Origin of the sequence: Stappia taiwanensis, from assembly GCF_014635285.1 — a bacterium.
Lineage (GTDB): Bacteria > Pseudomonadota > Alphaproteobacteria > Rhizobiales > Stappiaceae > Stappia > Stappia taiwanensis.
This window is the reverse complement of record NZ_BMCR01000002.1, coordinates 198,696-215,696: the sequence shown is the minus strand read 5'-3', so window position 1 is coordinate 215,696 and position 17,001 is coordinate 198,696. Positions and strand designations below refer to the sequence as shown.

Genomic DNA, 17,001 nt, shown 5'->3' with positions numbered 1-17,001 from the left:
GGGCGAACACCACTGATCCACGGTCTGGCGACTGCCTGCGTTATCGCCGTCGCCGCGTGATCCTGGGAGGACGAAGATGGGTTTCCTCTACGATACGAGCCTTGCGGGCTTCATTATTCTCACGCTCGTGCTCGGCAGCATGGCTGCCTGGGCGACGGGCCGGGCCTGCGCAATGACCTGGCGGCCCTTGCGAACGTTGGTGTGGTTCACCTTCCTGCTGTCGCTGGCGGTGCGGTTCCTCAGCTTTGCGCTTTATGAGGGCACGCTGCTGTCCGTTCAGCACTGGCTGGTGGCCTTCGTGCTGCTGCTTGGCGTGTCTCTGACCGGCTGGCGGGTGACCCGCACGGCGCAGATGACCCGGCAGTATCGCTGGCTTTACGAGAAGACGAGCCCGTTTTCCTGGCGCCTGAAGCCGGGCGCGCGGGACGTGGGGGCCTGAGGGCCTTGTCATTTTCGCGAGGGGCGTTTCGCGTCTTTCGCGGAAAGCTGCCGAAGTGCTCGACTTTGACGGAAAAGGCGATACTCTTTCGGCACATGGCGGAAAAATCCGCCGACTTGCGGACAAACGGTCCGCGACCAGAGTGGTCCAGCAACCGGCCCGATGGGGGCCGCGAAATGCATCTGGAGCAAGGGGAGATTATTTTATGAAAAAGGTTCTTCTGGCGAGTGTCGCCGCCGTTGTCGGCATGGGTGTTTCGAGCGCCGCCTTCGCCGAGATCGTCATTGCCACCGCCGGTCCGATGACCGGTCAGTACGCCTCTTTCGGCGCACAAATGAAGGCCGGCGCCGAACAGGCGGTTGAAGACATCAACGCTGCCGGTGGCATCAACGGCGAAATGCTGGTTCTGGAAGTGGGCGATGACGCCTGCGATCCGAAGCAGGCGGTTGCCGTCGCCAACCAGATGGTGGGCAAGAACGTGGCGCTGGTCGCCGGCCATTTCTGCTCCGGGTCGTCGATCCCGGCCAGCCAGGTCTATGCGGAAGAGGGGATCATCCAGATCTCGCCGGCCTCGACCAATCCGAAGTTCACCGACGAGCGTCCCGGACCGGGCGTGTTCCGCGTTTGCGGCCGTGACGACCAGCAGGGTCAGGTCGCCGGTGCGTTCCTTGCCAAGAATTTCGCCGACAAGAACATCGCGGTGATCCACGACAAGACCGCCTATGGCAAGGGCCTTGCCGACGAAACCAAGAAGTACATGAACGAAGCCGGCAAGAAGGAGACCCTCTACGAGGCCTACACCGCCGGTGAAAAGGACTACACCGCGCTGGTGTCCAAGCTGAAGTCGGAGAACATCGGCGTTCTTTACGTGGGCGGCTATCACACCGAGGCCGGCCTCATCAAGCGCCAGATGGCCGAGCAGGGCATGGACACCATCCTCGTCTCCGGCGATGCGCTGGTGACCGACGAATACTGGTCGATCACCGGTGATGTCGGCTCCGGCACGCTGATGACCTTCTCTCCGGATCCGCGCAAGAACGAGATCGCCGCTCCGGTGGTGAAGGCGCTTGAGGCCGCCGGCCGGACCGCCGAGGGGTATTCGCTCTACACCTATGCGGCGATCCAGGCTTGGGCCGATGCGGTGCGTGCCGCCGGCTCCACCGATTATGACGCGGTGACCGAGAAGCTGAACGCCGGCGAGTTCGCCACGGTGCTCGGCAGCCTGTCCTTCGACGACAAGGGCGACGTGACCCTGCCCGGGTACGTGTTCTACGAGTGGAAGGACGGCAACTACGACTACCTGAAGTAAGACTGCCATTCGGGGCTGTCATGGCCCGGGACTGCGAAGCCCCGCCCGGTTTTCCGGGCGGGGTTTTTCGTGTTTGCCCCCCGCGGCGACGAGCTTGATAACCTTAACAAGAGATTTCACGAATCGTTTGTACTGCCCGTCTGCACTTTCCCGTAAACTCTTTGTCAAGGATAAGCGGGGTGTCGTCATGCACAAGGTTATCTGGGGCTTGGTGGCGATCTACGTGGTGATCGGTGTCATCTTGTGGACCGGCGCGGCCAGCGCTGCACCGGATCTGGTGGCCTTTCGCGATGCCCGGTTCGCGCCGGGAACCATTGTCGTTCACAACAGCGAGCGACGGCTCTATCTGGTGCAGCGCGGCGGTACGGCCCTGCGCTACCCGGTCGCGGTCGGCAGGCGCGGCAAGGTCTGGCGGGGCCGGACCTATATCAAGGGGATGCACGTGCGCCCGGCCTGGTCGCCGCCAGCGGAGGTCAAGCGCGATCTGCCGCATCTGCCCGCGGTCATCCCCGGCGGGGCGCGCAACAATCCGATGGGCGTGGCGGCGATGACGCTGGCCGGCGGGGAATACGCGATCCACGGCACCAACCGACCGGGCCTGATCGGCCGCGCGGTGTCCTATGGCTGTATCCGCATGAACAACGCCGATATCGCCGATCTGTTCCGCCGGGTTGGCGTGCGCACGCCCGTGGTGGCGATCAACTGACACAGCTTTTTGCGGGGCTCTGGCTCTTGGCTGGTCTCTGGCTGAGGGGGCTCTCCTGCCGCGCGTTGGGATGCGGCGGGTTTGCGGGTTTTTCCGGATATATAGAATTCATTTATTCGAATATTATTTAGTTATAAAAATCATAGGAGCCTGTCATGCTGTCGCTCTCCAAAAGACATTGGTCGCCTTACGTGGCGGGCATTGTGATCGGTTTGCTGCAAATCCCCGCCTTCCTCCTGGTCAATACGGCGCTTGGGGCGTCGTCTTCCTTTGTCACGGCCGGTGCCTGGGTGGCGAGCCTGTTCGATGCTGGGGCTGCCGACATCGCCTATTTCGCCAAATATATGAGCGCGGACAAATACATCTGGCAATCGGCGCTGGTGATCGGCATCGCCCTCGGGGCGCTGCTATCGGCCCGGGCGTCGGGCAGCCGGCGAGCGGCGTTTTCCCCTGCCTGGACCCGCCTTACTGGCGTGACGTCGCTGGGGTCGCGTCTGGCGCTGGGCTTTGTCGGTGGCTTCGTGCTGCTGCTGGGCGCACGGATCGCCGGAGGCTGCACCTCCGGTCACGGCATTTCCGGCATGGCGCAACTGGCGGTCGGATCGACCGTCGCGGTTGCGGCGATGTTCGCGGGCGGCATTCTCACCGCCGCCTTGATGAAGAAGATCTGAGGAGGCATCGACATGTCGACAATCTGGCTCGTGTTGCTCGGCCTCGCCATGGGGGCCATTTTCGGGGTCGCGCTTGAGAAAAGCCGGGTGATGGAACCGGGGGTTCTGGTCGGACAGTTCCAGTTTCGCAACTTCACCATGCTCAAGATGTTCCTCGCCGCGACCATCACCGGTCTGGTCGCGCTTGCGGTGCTGAACGGCGCCTTTGGCGTTGCCTTGCATCCCAAGACCTTCGCGCTCGGTCCGGTGCTGATCGGCGGGCTGATCCTTGGCGTGGGCATCGCGCTTGCCGGCGCCTGTCCGGGCACGGCACTGGCGCAGGCCGGTGCCGGGTATCGCGACGCCTATGCGGTGATTGCGGGCGGCATCGCCGGGGCGATCTTCTACGGCTACAACATCGACTGGATCGGCGCGGCCCTGTCCTTCGGCAGCTATGGCAAGATCACCTTTGCGGATCTGCTGCCGCTGCCGTTCTGGGGGCTGGCCCTGATCCTTGCGGCGATCCTTGCAGCCTTCCTCCTCGTGGTGCTGGAGCGGCTGGTACCCTGGCAGGCGGATATGGACAAGGCGGAAGCGCTTCTGGACGTGGACGCGGTTCAGGCCGGGCACGGCTACTCGGCCCCAGCGGAATAACGCCGGCGGGCTTGCTGCCTTTGCTCACCTGAGGATCCCTTTCCTCCTCCTTCATCTGAAGGGGAGGGAAGGGATTTTTCGTGTCCGGGGTCAACGGTCGTCGGGCTTGTCGCAGCGGGGGCGGGGCGTCACTCTCATGTCTGCCCTTTTTCAAACAAGCCATGTGGCGGGAGACAGCTTGATGCTTGGCGCGCTGACCGTGATCCTGTGTTGCCAGCTTGCCGGCGAAATGCTGGTGGCGGGCACCGGCCTGCCGGTGCCCGGGCCGGTGGTCGGCATGGTGCTCTTGTTTGTCGGGCTGGTGCTGCGCAGGGGCATTCCGGTGGCCCTTGCCAGGGTCGGCGATACGCTGCTCGGCCATCTGGCGCTGTTGTTCGTGCCCGCCGGCGTCGGCGTTGTCCTGCACATCGGCCTGCTGGGGCGGGAGGGGGCGGCGCTGTCGGTGTCACTGCTGATCAGCACCTTGCTGACCATCGCGGTCACCGCCGGGATCATGCGCCTGTGCCTGCGCGGCGGGGCAGGTGATGGTGGGGTGGGCAAGGGCAAGGCGCCGGAGGCCGGCCAATGACCGATCCACTCGCCGAAATCTGGGTTTATCTGTCGGCCAGCCCGCTGGCGGCACTGACGCTGACCCTCGTTGCCTATCAGGTCGGGCTGGCCCTGTCCCGTCGCCTCGGCGGCCATCCGCTGGCCAATCCGGTGCTGATCGCGGTGGCGCTGATCAGCGGGCTGCTGCTGGCGAGCGGTACCGATTACGCGATCTATTTCGATGGGGCGCAGTTCGTGCATTTCCTGCTCGGGCCAGCCACCGTGGCACTGGCGCTGCCGCTTTACCGTCAGCTTGCCACGGTGCGCCGCTCGGCGCTGGCGATTGGTGTCAGTCTCGTTGCCGGCTCGCTTTGCGCCATCCTGTCGGCGGTCGGCATTGCCTGGGCGATGGGGGCAGGCATGCAGACCCTTGCCTCGCTCGCACCGAAATCGGTGACGGCGCCGGTCGCCATGGGCATTTCCGAGGCGCTGGGCGGTCTGCCATCGTTGACCGCCGTTCTGGTGATCCTGACGGGCATTCTCGGCGCGGCGCTGGGGCCGTTGCTGCTCGATCTTCTGCGGGTGCGCGATTGGCGTGCGCGCGGTTTTGCCATCGGTGTTGCCGCCCATGGCATCGGCACGGCGCGGGCGCTTCAGGTCAACGAGACCGCCGGCGCCTTCGCCGGGCTGGCAATGGGGCTCAATGCCATCGCCACCGCAATCCTGCTGCCGCTTCTGTGGCAGCTCTTCGTGTCACTGTAGCCGGGCAAGGTCTTACCTGACCAAGCGGGTCAGGCGCGGGCGCGTTCGGCCCGGTCGGCGGCGCGCAGCCAGGCGCGGGGATCGGTGCTCTCGCCGCCGTCGCCGCTTTCCCCGCCGAGCGCCCGGCAAAGGTCGGCCACCGCATCGAGCGAATGCACCGCCCGGAATTCGTCCACATGCGGGAGCATCGCCCGCACGCCCTTGGCGCGGGCCTCGAAGCCATCGAAGCGCAACAGCGGGTTGAGCCAGATCAGCCGCCGGCAGGAGCGGTGCAGCCGGTCCATCTCCCGGGCCAGATCCTCATCCGTGTCCCGTTCCAGCCCGTCGGTGACGAGCAGCACCAGGGGGCCGCCGGAGAGCACCCGGCGCGACCAGTGCTTGTTGAAGTCGGCGAGCGCCGTGGCGATACGGGTGCCGCCGGACCAGTCCTCGACCCCTTGCGAACAGGCGATCAGCGCCTCATCCGGGTCTTTCATGCGCAGCTGCCGGGTGACATTGGTCAGCCGCGTGCCGAACAGGAAGGTGTGGACGTTGCGCCGCTCCTCGGTCAGCGCATGGAGAAAATGCAGGAGGATACGGGTGTACTGGCTCATGGAGCCGGAAATGTCGCACAGGGCGACGATCGGCGGGCGCCGGGTGTCGGGGCGCCGGTGCTTCAGCGCGATCATGGCGCCGCCGGTGCGCAAGGTGGCGCGCAGGGTGCTGCGCGGGTCGATGCGGCCACGGGCCGAGGCCACCAGCCGGCGCTGGCGGATCTTCTCGATCGGCATCACCATGCGCCGAAGCTCAGCTTGCGCGGCGCGGATCTCCTCCGCGTTCATCTGCGCGAAGTCCCTGTGCTGCAGCAGTTCCCGGCCGGAGACGGTGAAGCGGGCGTCGATCTCCAACTCTTCCTTTTCGCTCTGCGACCGCCGGTCCCGGGTGGCCTGAAACGCCTGGGCGACCCGGGTCTGGCCGGCCTTCGGCTTGTCCGGCTCGGCGCGCGGCGGCGCCACGGGCGAGAGGATCGACAAGAGCTTTTCCACCAGCCCGCGCGATTTCCAGTAGATGCGGAAGGCCTCGTCGAAGATCACCCGGTGGTCGTGCTTGCGCACGAAGACGGCATGCAGCGTCCAGTAAAGGTCCTCCCTGCTGCGAATGCCGGCCAGCTCGACGGCCCGCACCGCATCGACGACGCTGGCCGGTCCGACCGGCAGTCCGGCCTTGCGCAGGGTGCGGGCGAAATGGACGATGTTGTCGGCGATCCGCCCACCGGGAGAGGGGGCGCCGGAGGACGGGCCGCTGGGCGGGGGGCTGTCGAGCGGGGGCATCGCCGTCAATCCGCCGCCGCTTCCCGGTCGAATTCGGCGCGCAGCTCATCGATCATGCGCCGGGCGGTGGAGCCGCGCACCCTGTCGATGTCGTCCTGATACTTCAGGAGGACGCCAAGGGTGTCGGAGACCATGTCCGGATCGAGGGCGATTTCGTTGAGCTCGGTCAGGGCGGTGGCCCAATCAAGGGTTTCGGCGACCCCGGGCTGCTTGAACAGATCCTCCTCGCTGCGCAGTTTCTGCACGAAGGCGACAAGCTCGCGGCTGAGCCGTTCGGCGGCGCCCGGCACCTTGCGCCGGACAATTTCCAGCTCCCGCTCCGCATCCGGGTAGTCGACCCAGTGATAGAGGCAGCGGCGCTTCAGCGCGTCGTGGATCTCGCGGGTGCGGTTGGTGGTGATGATGACGATGGGCGGCGCCTCGGCATGGACAACGCCCAGTTCCGGAATGGTCACCTGATTGTCGGCCAGCACCTCCAGCAGGAAGGCCTCAAAGGCCTCGTCCGCCCGGTCCAGCTCATCGATGAGAAACACCGGCGGACCCTTGAGGGACGGTTGCAGCGCTTGCAGCACCGGCCGGCGGATCAGGAAGCGCTCGCTGAACACATCCTTGGACAGGGCCTCGTGATCGGCATCGCCAGCGGCTTCCGACACCCGGATCTCCACCATCTGTGCGGCGTAGTTCCATTCATAGACCGCGGTGGAGACGTCGAGCCCCTCATAGCATTGCAGGCGGATCAGGTCGCGGCCGAGCGCACTGGACAGCACCTTGGCGATCTCCGTCTTGCCAACGCCGGCCTCGCCTTCCAGGAACAAGGGGCGGTTCATCCGCAGCGCCAGATGCAGCACGGTGGCCAGGGCGCGGTCGCCCACATAACCCTGGCTGTCCAGAAGCTTCTGAGTGTCGTTGATGGAAGCGGGCAGGGGCTGCGAAGTCATCTGACCTCCCGAATGCTGGTAAGGATGAACAGGCGCCGTTGCGCGTTCTCCGGATCATAAAGGCCTTTTGCCCGAATTGGCAGGGCGGAGGCGGACAGGACGCGGCCTCAATCCTTCCCGGTCACGATCAAGTGTTCGGCAGGCTACTGCGACTGTCCTTTAACGTCTCGTTAACCATATTCTCAAGAGACTGAAACCTGGGAGCGATGAACGGTCTCGGGGGTGGGGAAACCTTAGGAGGTTCGATCATGAAGACTTCGGACTTTTCCCGTCAACTGGAGGGATACGGGCTGCTGACGGCGCAGATCCTGTACCATATGCCCGACCATCCGGATCTGTTGCAGAGCTTTCTCTGGCAGACCTTCGACAAGGCGCCCAGATTCCCCGAATTGAGCCGCTTCCTGCATTTTTGGCAGCGCGATCTCGACGGAAAGCTGCATTCGGTGATGGTGGCGCATCGGGACCTGATCGGTCCGACCGACTGGCGCCTGCTCGACGCGGAATTTCCGATCCACTGACTGAATCAGAGCGGTGCCCCAACCAGAGCGATGAATGGCTTCAGCGCGGCGGCAGGGAGAGCCCGGCGCCGTCGCGCATCACCGCGCGGGCTTCGCGGGTGAAGTCGGAGCCGGTGCCTTCGTGCAGTACGAAGCCCGGTAGCAGGCGCAAGGGGGCGCGACTGGCGCGGATCGCGCGGATCAGGATCCGGGTGGCCGCCGCCTCCGGGCGTGGGCGCAAGGGAATAACGTCGATGGCGCCGAACCGGCCCGGCAGCACCTCAAGCAATTCGCCAAGGCCATCGGCACGGAAGATGACGGTCAGGCTGCCGCCTTCCTTGAGGATGTCGGTCGCCACCCGGGCCCAGGGCTCCAGCCCTTCGGCCTCCAGCACATGAGCCCCGGCTCGGGCGCTTGCCGGCGAGGCACGGAATCGCCCGCCCGTGTAGTAGGGCGGGTTCATGATCACGTGATCGGCGAGGGAGGGCGTCAGGCCGGCGGCGTGCCGCTCTCGTCCCTTGGCGGCGATATCCGCCTCCAGCAGCGCTGTCCGTCCGGCAAAGGCCGCATTTTCAGGCAGCTCCTGCGCCTCGCGGGCAAGGGAAAGCGCCTGCCGGTCGCGGTCGACCAGCGTTACCCTGACATCGGGAAGCCGTGCGGCGAGGCAGAAGCCGGCCGTGCCCACGCCGGAGCCCAGGTCCACCACATGGCCTGTCGTCGTCGCCGGCACGGCGGCGGCAAGATAGACCGCATCGAGGCCCGCCCGGTGAAAGCCCTTGGCCGGCTGCAGGATCTGCACCTGTCCGCCGAGAAAGGCATCCTTGGTGATGTTTCGGGCGGCGAACGAGGCGGTCGCGGTCTCGCTGGTCGCGCTCATTTGCCAGGGCCGCCTGCTGTCGGGGCGGTGTCCGCGCCGAGCTCATGGCCAAGGCCGGCGTCGCGCAGGATGCGCCGGGCGCTTTCGAGGTCTTCCTCCTCGACCATCAGCCGGCGCGCAAGGATGCCAAGCGAGCCCTCGACCACGCTCATGTTGCCGTCGAGGACGAAATGGGCAATGCCGGCATCGGCAAGCAGCGCTTCGACAAAGGAGATCAGCACCATGTCATTGGTGCGAAGCAACGGGACCATGCTGTGTTACCATTGGGTGATTTGGTGATGGGAAGGATAGAGCGCCGCCGCCGGGAAGGAAACCGTTGCTCACGTGGCTCTTGCCGGACCGGTCGGGTGCGGCAATTTACTCCACCGGTTGTCTTCCGGGGTGGGTGCAGCGAAAGATGGCTTGCCCGACGTTGATGCCGGACCTATTGTCCCGGCGAACCGTCAAGCAAAAAAGGTTTTCAAGGTGGGTGTTGTCGTTCCTCTCCGCGAGACGCGGTCCGACGCGGCGAGTATTCAACGGTTGGTCGATCTGACCTCCGGAGGAATGTCCGCCGTGAACGAGCTCATCCTGTCGAAGGCCGGCTCGAATGTCGACCTGATACCGGAAATCGCGCGCCACCTGATCTCCTCCGGCGGCAAGCGGCTTCGGCCGATGCTGACGCTGGCGATGGCGGAGCTGTGCGGCTATCGCGGCGACGGGCATGTGGGGCTGGCGGCGAGTGTGGAGTTCATGCACACCGCGACGCTGCTGCATGACGATGTGGTCGATGAAAGTGACATGCGGCGCGGCAAGCTGGCGGCGCGCAAGCTCTGGGGCAACCAGGCCAGCGTTCTGGTCGGCGACTATCTGCTGGGCCAGGCCTTCAAGATGATGGTCGATGTGGGCTCGCTGGATGCGCTGCGCATCCTGTCCGGCGCTTCGGCGGTGATCGCCGAAGGCGAGGTGATGCAGCTTGGCGCGGCGCAGGATATCGGCACCACCGAAGCGCGCTACATGGATGTGATCGAGGCGAAGACGGCGGCGTTGTTCGCCGCTGCCGCCGAGGTCGGGCCGGTGATCGCCGAGGCTGATGCATCGGTGCGTGCTTCGGCGCGCAACTATGGCATGGCGCTGGGGCTGGCCTTCCAGCTTGTTGACGATGTGCTGGACTATGGCGGCTCGGCGAGCGATCTGGGCAAGGATACCGGCGACGATCTGCGCGAGGGCAAGATCACCCTTCCGGTGATTCTCGCCATTCAGCGCGGTCAGGAGGCGGATCGTGCCTTCTGGCGCCGCTGCCTGGAAGAGCGGGACGTGCGCGATGGCGATCTGGAGCAGGCGGTGGCCTTGATGCGGTCGACCGATGCGCTGGCCGATACGGTGACCCGTGCCCGTGACTTCGGCGCCGAAGCGCTGGCGGCGCTGGACGGTGTTCCGGCGGGTGCCCATCGCGATGCCCTGGCCGAAGCGGTCGATTTCTGCATCGCCCGGATCAGCTGACCGGCTGACACGCGCTTCCTGACAAAAAACGAGAGAGGCGGCGGCCTGCCGCCTTCGTCAGGTGCCGTCGGCGGTGCCTTGGCTTGAGGTGGCCGGGGCCGAGCGAATCCACCAGGTCGGGTGTTGCGCGGCGAGGCGCGTGGCGATTTCCCCCGCCTCTACCGGGTTATCCACAATCGCGAAACAGGTCGCGCCGGAGCCGGACATACGCGCCAGCCGGATCGGTTGATGCTGGCGGAGTGCCGCAAGCACCTCGCCGATCACCGGGGCGGTGTCGATCGCCGGCGGTTCGAGATCGTTGCGGGTTTCGCCGAGCCAGTCGACAAATTCCTCCAGAGAATCAAACCCGCCGCGTGGCAGATCCGGCAAGGGCGGATTGTCGCGCTGCGTCAGCGCCTTGAAGATGGTTGGCGTGGCGACGCAGGTGCCCGGATTGACCAGAAGCAGGGTGTGATCGGGCAGCGGCGGAATGGTGGTGACGGTTTCGCCGATGCCGGTGATGCGCGCCGGCCGGCCGTTGAGGCACATGGGCAGATCCGCGCCGAGGGCAAGACCGATCCGGGCGAGTTCCGCATCGGCAAGGGCCGGTGCCCAGAGATCGCGCAAGAGCTTGAGCGTGGCGGTGGCGTCGCTGGAGCCGCCACCGATGCCGGCGGCGATGGGCAGGCTCTTTTCAAGGGTCAGATGCAGCCCCTGCGGTGCGATGCCAGCATGGTGTGCCAGCGCGCGCGCGGCCTGCAGCACCAGATTCTCCGCCATGTTGCCGGCCTCTGCCAGCGTTTCGGCAAAGGGGCCGGTGACCACAAGATCGAGCCCCTCTGTGGCCGGGCGGGCAGTCACCGTATCGCCGATCGCGGGAAATCCGACGAGACTGTCGATCAGGTGATAGCCATCGGCGCGCCGGCCGGTGACATGCAGGGCGTAGTTGACTTTCGCAGGCGCAAGACGGCGGCGTTCGGCGGAGGAAGGTGCCATCGGTTGACCCTTTCCGTCAGCCGCCACTTCCCGACGGGTCCGCCTTGGTGGTCGGCAGCGGCTCCGCCTCGGCCATGCCCTTTTCGATCTTTTCCAGGATCAGTGGCAGGATGTCCTCTTCCGGGTTCAGATCGCGCGCATGGTTCCATTGGAACCGGGCTTCGAGCCGGCGGCCGACCTGCCAGTAGGCATCGCCCAGGTGATCGTTGATCACCGGGTCTTCCGGGCGCAGTTCCACCGCCTTTTCCAGCTCGCGCACCGCATCGTCGTACCGACCGAGCCGGTAATAGGCCCAGCCGAGGCTGTCGACGATATAGCCATCCTTGGGGCGCAGTTTGACGGCCTTGCGAATCATTTCCAGGGCCTCGTCGAGCTTCTTGCCCTGATCGACCAGCGAATAGCCGAGATAGTTGAGCACCAGCGGCTGGTCGGGCCAGAGGTCGAGGGAGAGGCGGAAGTCGGCTTCCGCCTCGTCCCACATCTTCAGCCGTTCCCGGCAGATGCCGCGATAATAGAACAACGTCCAGTGCTTGCCTTCCGGCTTTGCCAGGGTGGCGATGCCGGTGCTGTAGGTCTCCTCCGCCTCCTTGAACATCTTGCGGGCGCGGAACACGTTGCCGAGGGCGGACACCGCCTCAATATCGGACGGGTCGCTCTTGACCAGAGCTTCCAGATGGGCGCGGGCGTCCTCGAGCCGGTCAAGGGCGTTGTAGTTCAGGCCGATCTGGATCTCCGCATCGCGCTTCAGGGGCGAATCCTCGCGCACCCCCTCCAGCACGTCGATGGCGCGCTGCGGATTGCCGAGCCGGTCGAACAGCGCGGCCAGAGCGATGGAGGCTACATCCGCATCCTCATCGAGATACAGCGCCAGTTGCAGGAACACCGCCGCCAGTTCCTCGCCGCCGTCGCGGCCAATCGCGGCGCCAAGGCCGTAAAGCACCTCCGCCGCTCCGGCGGCCGGGGTGGCGGCCATGCGGGCGGGCGTTTCGCCGTTTTCGATCAGCTTTCGGGTCGCCGTGAGGGAAGGGTGATCGGGCACGATCTTGTCGTATTCGGCCAGCACCTCGAGCGCGGCCTGAGGCTCGCCATTGGCCGCCAGGGAGCGGGCATAGGCCTCGATCACCCGCAGCGCGCCGCGATCGGTCTCGTAGGCGTCGCGGAAATTTTCCAGCGCCGCCGCGCTTTGCCCCACCTGCTCCTGGATCAGGCCGGTGTGATAGCTCTTGAACACGGTGTACCAGCTCGGCCCTTCAAGTCGGGCGATGACATCGAGCGCGCGCGACGATTCGCCGGTCGCCGCCAGCGCCCAGGCGCGGATCAGTCCGGAGGAGAGCTCCGCCAGCGGACCGCGTGCCTCGCTGTCCAGCAGCGTGTTCGCGGTTGTATATTCGCCCGCGCGGAAGGCGTCGGTGGCCAGGAGCAGCCGGGCGATGAAATGATCGGACTGTTCGATCTGCAGCCGCTGCGCCAGTTCCAGCGCTTCCTGAATGTCGCCATTGGCCAGTTGCAGCACGAAGGCGCGGTCGAGCAGGAACGGGTTGCCCGGATCCGCGCTCAGCGCCTCGGCAAAGAAGGCGGCGGCATTGGCCAGGTCATTGGTCTGGCCCGCATAGCGGCCGGACAGATAGCTGCCGCTCAGCGTGACCGGCAGATCCTCGGCGGTCCCGGTTTGTTGCGGAGCAGCTTCCGTCCAGCCCGACGCGGGGGCGGCAAGAAGGGCAAGAGCGAGGCCGGTCGCGACGGCGCGGGCGGCCCGTGCGCGTCTGGTGACCTCACGTTTGTGAGGCGCGGGGCACACGGGGCGGCGGAAAACGGGGCATCGCATCATGATAGGGGACTTGCTGACCTTTGCTGCCGTGAGCGCGGAACCGACTCATTTGCATCAATACGAGACCTGAGGATGGCCTCATTGTGACCGCGCCGCAAGACGGCGGTCCGCCCTTGCGGAATGCCGACCTCCCTCGCTCCCGGACCGTTCCCGGTGCGGCAGAGGGAAGGGGGAGCCAAAAATGTCATAAAACCGCGACGTTCACTTCCCCTGAACCGCAACGTTCACTCCCTCTGGATATGGGCACGCGGGGGGCGGTGGCAATGTCTCGCGCCCGCCTTTTGTGCGAAAAACCTTTGTTTCCCGCAGCGCATCATTTAAGTGGGGGCCCATCCGGGGCGGGAGTGGGCCCGGGCGAAGCGGTGCGTGCGTGCCGTCAGGACAAGAGGATGCAGGCAATGACCAAGTGGGTCTACGGCTTTGGCGACGGCAAGGCCGAGGGAACCGCCGGGATGAGGAACCTTCTCGGTGGCAAGGGCGCTAATCTCGCGGAGATGAGCAATCTCGGACTGCCGGTTCCTCCCGGATTCACGATCACCACTGAAGTCTGCACCTATTACGATCAGAACGGCCAGACCTACCCGGACGGGCTCCAGGGGGAGGTTGACGCGGCGCTGGAGACGATCGGCCGGATCACCGGCAAGCGGTTCGGCGACACGCAGAACCCGCTCCTGGTGTCGGTGCGCTCCGGCGCGCGGGTGTCGATGCCCGGCATGATGGACACGGTGCTCAATCTCGGCCTGAACGATGCGACCGTGCCGGCGCTGGCGGAGGCCTCCGGCGATCCGCGCTTTGCCTATGACAGCTACCGCCGTTTCATTCAGATGTATTCCGACGTGGTGATGGGCCTCGACCACCACGCCTTCGAGGAGATCCTCGAAACCTTCAAAGGTGAAAACGGCCATTCGCTCGACACCGACCTCAGCGCCGAAGACTGGGGCCAGCTGATTACGCGCTACAAGGCGCTGGTGGAGGAAGAGCTCGGCCGGCCTTTCCCGCAGGATCCGCACGAGCAGCTCTGGGGCGCGATCAGCGCCGTGTTCGCCTCGTGGGAAAGCGCCCGGGCGATTACCTATCGCCGGCTGCACAATATTCCCAATAACTGGGGCACGGCGGTGAACGTGCAGGCCATGGTGTTCGGCAACATGGGCTCCGACTCGGCCACCGGCGTTGCCTTCACCCGCAACCCGTCCACCGGCGAAAAGGCGCTCTACGGCGAGTTCCTGATCAATGCCCAGGGCGAGGACGTGGTCGCCGGCATCCGCACCCCGCAGGATATCACCGAGGCCGCGCGGATCGCCGCCGGCTCCGACGCCCTGTCGCTGGAGCGGGCGATGCCGGAGGCCTTTGCCCAGTTCACCGAGATCTGCGAGCGCCTTGAGGCGCACTACCGCGACATGCAGGATCTGGAATTCACGATCGAGCGCGGCCGGCTGTGGATGCTGCAGACCCGGGCGGGCAAGCGCACCGCGAAGGCGGCGCTTAAAATCGCCGTGGACATGGCGGACGAGGGGCTTTTGACCCAGGCCGAGGCCGTGATGCGCGTCGATCCGGCGGCGCTCGACCAGTTGCTTCATCCGATGATCGACCCGAAGGCGGCGCGCGATATCCTCGCCAGCGGTCTGCCGGCCTCGCCCGGTGCGGCCTCCGGCGAGATCGTGTTTTCCTCCGACGACGCGGAAGAGGCGAAGGCGGCGGGTCGCGCTGTCATCCTGGTGCGGGTGGAAACCAGCCCGGAAGACATCCACGGCATGCATGCGGCGGAAGGGATCCTGACCACGCGCGGCGGTATGACCAGTCACGCGGCGGTGGTCGCGCGCGGCATGGGCAAGCCCTGCGTCTCCGGTGCGGGCATGCTGCGCATCGACTATCGCTCCGGCACGGTGATCGCCGCCGGTCGCAAGTTCTCCCAGGGCGATGTGATCACCATCGACGGCACCACCGGCCAGGTTCTGGCCGGCGAGGTGCCCATGCTGCAGCCGGAAATGTCGGGCGAGTTCGGCCGGCTGATGGAGTGGGCCGATGGGGCCCGCCGCATGGCGGTGCGCACCAATGCGGAGACGCCGGCGGATGCGCGCGCGGCGCGGGCGTTCGGCGCGGAAGGCATCGGCCTGTGCCGCACCGAGCACATGTTCTTCGATGGCGACCGGATTCTCGCCGTCCGCGAAATGATCCTGTCGGACAGCGAGGAGGGCCGGCGGGCGGCGCTTGCCCGGCTCCTGCCGATGCAGCGCGGCGATTTCTCCGAGCTGTTCGAGATCATGCAGGGGCTGCCGGTCACCATTCGCCTGCTCGATCCGCCGCTGCATGAGTTCTTGCCGCATGGCAGTGAGGAAATCGCCGAGGTGGCCGAGGCGATGGGCATCGACGCGGACCTGTTGCGGGACCGGGTCGCCAGCCTCAACGAATTCAACCCGATGCTCGGTCATCGCGGGTGCCGGCTGCTGGTGAGCTATCCGGAAATCGCCGAGATGCAGGCACGGGCGATCTTCGAGGGGGCGGTTGCCGCGGCCAAGGCCACCGGCGCGCCGGTCACCCCGGAGATCATGGTGCCGCTCGTTGGCATGAAGGCCGAGCTGGATCTGGTGCGGGCCCGCATCGACGCGATGGCCGAGGCGGTGTCGCGCGAAAGCGGCGTGACCATCGAGTATCAGGTGGGCACGATGATCGAGCTGCCGCGCGCCGCACTGCGTGCCGGACAGATCGCCGAATCCGCCGAGTTCTTCTCCTTCGGCACCAATGATCTGACCCAGACCACCTTCGGCATCTCCCGCGATGATGCCGCCTCCTTCCTCGGTGCCTATCAGCGCCTGGGGCTGGTCGAGCGCGATCCGTTCGTGTCGCTCGATCAGGAAGGGGTTGGCGAATTGGTCGAGATCGGTGCGGAGCGGGGGCGCGTGACCCGGCCCAACCTGAAGCTCGGCATTTGCGGCGAGCACGGCGGCGATCCGGATTCGATCTCCTTCTGCGAGCGGGTTGGCCTCGACTACGTGTCCTGTTCGCCTTTCCGCGTGCCGATTGCCCGGCTGGCGGCGGCGCAGGCCGCCCTTGCCCGTGGCGACGCGCAGCAGCGAGACGTATGAGCCGCCGGCCCGCCACCATCAATGCACTGCGCCAGGGCGGCAAACCCGCTCTGGCGCGGGCGCTGTCCGCGATCGAGACCGAACGCGGCTCCATGATGCTTGCCGGGTTTCTCGACGCGGCGGCGCGTGCGGCCCGGGCAACGGTGCTGGGGCTGACCGGCCCACCCGGCGTGGGCAAATCCACCCTGACCAATGCACTGATCCAGGCGTGCCGGGCGCGCGGCGAGCGCGTCGGCGTGATTGCCGTCGATCCCTCCTCACAGATTACCGGCGGGGCGCTGCTCGGCGACCGCACCCGTCTTGCCACCGATCCGGAAGACGACGGCGTGTTCGTGCGCTCGATGGCGGCGCGCGACCGGCTTGGCGGCCTGTCGGACGATGCCATCGCCGCCGTGGTGTTGATGCGCGCCGTGATGGACCGGGTGATCGTTGAGTCGGTCGGCATCGGTCAGTCGGAAGCGGATGTGGCGCAGGTCGCCGATACTCTGGCCCTGTGCATTCAGCCCGGCTCCGGCGACAGCCTGCAATTCATGAAGGCCGGCGTGATGGAACTGCCGGACATCGTTGCCGTGACGAAAGCCGACATGGGCGCCCTGGCGACCCGCGCAAGGGCTGATGTGGCGGGCGCGCTGACCCTGACCCGGCCGGTCGGCGCAAGCGATCTGCCCGAGGTGGTGCTTGTTTCGGCGGCGAGCGGCGAGGGGATCGCTGAATTCGTCGATCACTGTGACCGGCTTGGCGCGGAGACTGTCCGCTGCGGTGCGCGCGACAGACGGCGGGCGGAACAGCAGCGTCACTGGGTGCGCGATGCGATCACCCGCCGTTTTGGATCGGTCGGGCTGTCGCTCTGTGCTGTCGACGAGATGATGGCCGAATGTCCGGGACCGTTCAGTGCCATTGGCGCGCTGGATCAGAAGATGCGTGAACGGCTCGGCCTGGTGGCGCCGATCGACTGATCCTCAC

17 protein-coding genes are annotated in these 17,001 nt (G+C 66.1%); 11 read left to right on the top strand and 6 right to left on the bottom strand.

Annotated features, from left to right (window positions below; translation table 11 throughout):
• Positions 1–76: 76 nt before the first annotated feature.
• From IEV83_RS04885 to IEV83_RS04855, 7 genes are all read left to right on the top strand, one after another.
• Positions 77–439: a DUF6867 family protein gene (locus tag IEV83_RS04885; protein ID WP_181758724.1), complete on the top strand. Its 363-nt coding sequence runs from the start codon at positions 77–79 to the stop codon at positions 437–439.
• Between the two features lie 205 nt (positions 440–644).
• The gene (locus tag IEV83_RS04880) at positions 645–1,748 is read left to right on the top strand and encodes a branched-chain amino acid ABC transporter substrate-binding protein (RefSeq protein WP_181758725.1); all 1,104 of its coding nucleotides are present in this window, start codon (positions 645–647) and stop codon (positions 1,746–1,748) included.
• A gap of 187 nt (positions 1,749–1,935) precedes the next feature.
• Entirely contained in the window at positions 1,936–2,454 is a 519-nt protein-coding gene (locus IEV83_RS04875) for a L,D-transpeptidase (RefSeq protein WP_181758726.1), read from the top strand.
• A 155-nt stretch (positions 2,455–2,609) separates the two neighbouring features.
• Positions 2,610–3,125, top strand: a complete 516-nt coding sequence (locus IEV83_RS04870; protein WP_181758727.1) for a YeeE/YedE thiosulfate transporter family protein — start codon at positions 2,610–2,612, stop codon at positions 3,123–3,125.
• A 12-nt stretch (positions 3,126–3,137) separates the two neighbouring features.
• Complete coding sequence (locus IEV83_RS04865; protein WP_181758728.1) at positions 3,138–3,758, top strand: YeeE/YedE thiosulfate transporter family protein; 621 nt, start codon at positions 3,138–3,140, stop codon at positions 3,756–3,758.
• A gap of 181 nt (positions 3,759–3,939) precedes the next feature.
• Positions 3,940–4,326: a CidA/LrgA family protein gene (locus IEV83_RS04860; protein ID WP_181758729.1), complete on the top strand. Its 387-nt coding sequence runs from the start codon at positions 3,940–3,942 to the stop codon at positions 4,324–4,326.
• Positions 4,323–5,048 (top strand): LrgB family protein, encoded by a 726-nt coding sequence (locus tag IEV83_RS04855; protein WP_181758730.1) that lies wholly within the window; start codon positions 4,323–4,325, stop codon positions 5,046–5,048. The genes IEV83_RS04860 and IEV83_RS04855 overlap by 4 nt, the downstream gene beginning before the upstream one ends.
• A 29-nt stretch (positions 5,049–5,077) precedes the next feature.
• Here IEV83_RS04855 and IEV83_RS04850 read toward each other — a convergent pair whose 3' ends face one another.
• The gene (locus IEV83_RS04850; protein WP_181758941.1) at positions 5,078–6,358 is read right to left on the bottom strand and encodes a vWA domain-containing protein; all 1,281 of its coding nucleotides are present in this window, start codon (positions 6,356–6,358) and stop codon (positions 5,078–5,080) included.
• Between the two features lie 5 nt (positions 6,359–6,363).
• Positions 6,364–7,296, bottom strand: a complete 933-nt coding sequence (locus tag IEV83_RS04845) for an AAA family ATPase (RefSeq protein WP_181758731.1) — start codon at positions 7,294–7,296, stop codon at positions 6,364–6,366.
• Between the two features lie 248 nt (positions 7,297–7,544).
• Here IEV83_RS04845 and IEV83_RS04840 point away from each other — a divergent pair, with 248 nt between their 5' ends.
• Positions 7,545–7,814 (top strand): usg protein, encoded by a 270-nt coding sequence (locus IEV83_RS04840; protein ID WP_181758732.1) that lies wholly within the window; start codon positions 7,545–7,547, stop codon positions 7,812–7,814.
• 40 nt (positions 7,815–7,854) lie between these two features.
• Here the strand turns inward: IEV83_RS04840 and IEV83_RS04835 are convergent, their stop codons facing one another.
• Positions 7,855–8,670 (bottom strand): tRNA1(Val) (adenine(37)-N6)-methyltransferase, encoded by an 816-nt coding sequence (locus IEV83_RS04835; RefSeq protein WP_181758733.1) that lies wholly within the window; start codon positions 8,668–8,670, stop codon positions 7,855–7,857.
• The gene (locus IEV83_RS04830) at positions 8,667–8,921 is read right to left on the bottom strand and encodes a putative signal transducing protein (protein WP_181758734.1); all 255 of its coding nucleotides are present in this window, start codon (positions 8,919–8,921) and stop codon (positions 8,667–8,669) included. The genes IEV83_RS04835 and IEV83_RS04830 overlap by 4 nt, the downstream gene beginning before the upstream one ends.
• Before the next feature lie 214 nt (positions 8,922–9,135).
• On the opposite strand from IEV83_RS04830, the gene IEV83_RS04825 reads away from it, so the two are divergent.
• Positions 9,136–10,152: a polyprenyl synthetase family protein gene (locus IEV83_RS04825; protein WP_371873406.1), complete on the top strand. Its 1,017-nt coding sequence runs from the start codon at positions 9,136–9,138 to the stop codon at positions 10,150–10,152.
• 57 nt (positions 10,153–10,209) lie between these two features.
• Here IEV83_RS04825 and IEV83_RS04820 read toward each other — a convergent pair whose 3' ends face one another.
• Both IEV83_RS04820 and IEV83_RS04815 read right to left on the bottom strand, forming a co-directional pair.
• Positions 10,210–11,127: a 4-(cytidine 5'-diphospho)-2-C-methyl-D-erythritol kinase gene (locus tag IEV83_RS04820; protein ID WP_181758736.1), complete on the bottom strand. Its 918-nt coding sequence runs from the start codon at positions 11,125–11,127 to the stop codon at positions 10,210–10,212.
• A gap of 16 nt (positions 11,128–11,143) precedes the next feature.
• Positions 11,144–12,955 (bottom strand): tetratricopeptide repeat protein, encoded by a 1,812-nt coding sequence (locus IEV83_RS04815; RefSeq protein ID WP_209002977.1) that lies wholly within the window; start codon positions 12,953–12,955, stop codon positions 11,144–11,146.
• 398 nt (positions 12,956–13,353) lie between these two features.
• Between IEV83_RS04815 and ppdK the strand changes: the two genes are divergently transcribed.
• Positions 13,354–16,038 (top strand): pyruvate, phosphate dikinase, encoded by a 2,685-nt coding sequence (gene ppdK, locus IEV83_RS04810; protein ID WP_181758737.1) that lies wholly within the window; start codon positions 13,354–13,356, stop codon positions 16,036–16,038.
• The gene (locus IEV83_RS04805) at positions 16,035–16,994 is read left to right on the top strand and encodes an ArgK/MeaB family GTPase (protein ID WP_181758738.1); all 960 of its coding nucleotides are present in this window, start codon (positions 16,035–16,037) and stop codon (positions 16,992–16,994) included. Before ppdK ends, IEV83_RS04805 begins: the two co-directional genes overlap by 4 nt.
• Positions 16,995–17,001: the final 7 nt, after the last annotated feature.

Excerpts from the sequence above, each read along its gene's own strand:
- IEV83_RS04885 (WP_181758724.1), top strand. The coding sequence starts at position 77 with ATGGGTTTCCTCTACGATACGAGCCTTGCGGGCTTCATTATTCTCACG.
- IEV83_RS04880 (WP_181758725.1), top strand. The coding sequence starts at position 645 with ATGAAAAAGGTTCTTCTGGCGAGTGTCGCCGCCGTTGTCGGCATGGGT.
- IEV83_RS04875 (WP_181758726.1), top strand. The coding sequence starts at position 1,936 with ATGCACAAGGTTATCTGGGGCTTGGTGGCGATCTACGTGGTGATCGGT.
- IEV83_RS04870 (WP_181758727.1), top strand. The coding sequence starts at position 2,610 with ATGCTGTCGCTCTCCAAAAGACATTGGTCGCCTTACGTGGCGGGCATT.
- IEV83_RS04865 (WP_181758728.1), top strand. The coding sequence starts at position 3,138 with ATGTCGACAATCTGGCTCGTGTTGCTCGGCCTCGCCATGGGGGCCATT.
- IEV83_RS04860 (WP_181758729.1), top strand. The coding sequence starts at position 3,940 with ATGCTTGGCGCGCTGACCGTGATCCTGTGTTGCCAGCTTGCCGGCGAA.
- IEV83_RS04855 (WP_181758730.1), top strand. The coding sequence starts at position 4,323 with ATGACCGATCCACTCGCCGAAATCTGGGTTTATCTGTCGGCCAGCCCG.
- IEV83_RS04850 (WP_181758941.1), bottom strand. The coding sequence starts at position 6,358 with ATGCCCCCGCTCGACAGCCCCCCGCCCAGCGGCCCGTCCTCCGGCGCC.
- IEV83_RS04845 (WP_181758731.1), bottom strand. The coding sequence starts at position 7,296 with ATGACTTCGCAGCCCCTGCCCGCTTCCATCAACGACACTCAGAAGCTT.
- IEV83_RS04840 (WP_181758732.1), top strand. The coding sequence starts at position 7,545 with ATGAAGACTTCGGACTTTTCCCGTCAACTGGAGGGATACGGGCTGCTG.
- IEV83_RS04835 (WP_181758733.1), bottom strand. The coding sequence starts at position 8,670 with ATGAGCGCGACCAGCGAGACCGCGACCGCCTCGTTCGCCGCCCGAAAC.
- IEV83_RS04830 (WP_181758734.1), bottom strand. The coding sequence starts at position 8,921 with ATGGTCCCGTTGCTTCGCACCAATGACATGGTGCTGATCTCCTTTGTC.
- IEV83_RS04820 (WP_181758736.1), bottom strand. The coding sequence starts at position 11,127 with ATGGCACCTTCCTCCGCCGAACGCCGCCGTCTTGCGCCTGCGAAAGTC.
- IEV83_RS04815 (WP_209002977.1), bottom strand. The coding sequence starts at position 12,955 with ATGATGCGATGCCCCGTTTTCCGCCGCCCCGTGTGCCCCGCGCCTCAC.
- ppdK (WP_181758737.1), top strand. The coding sequence starts at position 13,354 with ATGACCAAGTGGGTCTACGGCTTTGGCGACGGCAAGGCCGAGGGAACC.
- IEV83_RS04805 (WP_181758738.1), top strand. The coding sequence starts at position 16,035 with ATGAGCCGCCGGCCCGCCACCATCAATGCACTGCGCCAGGGCGGCAAA.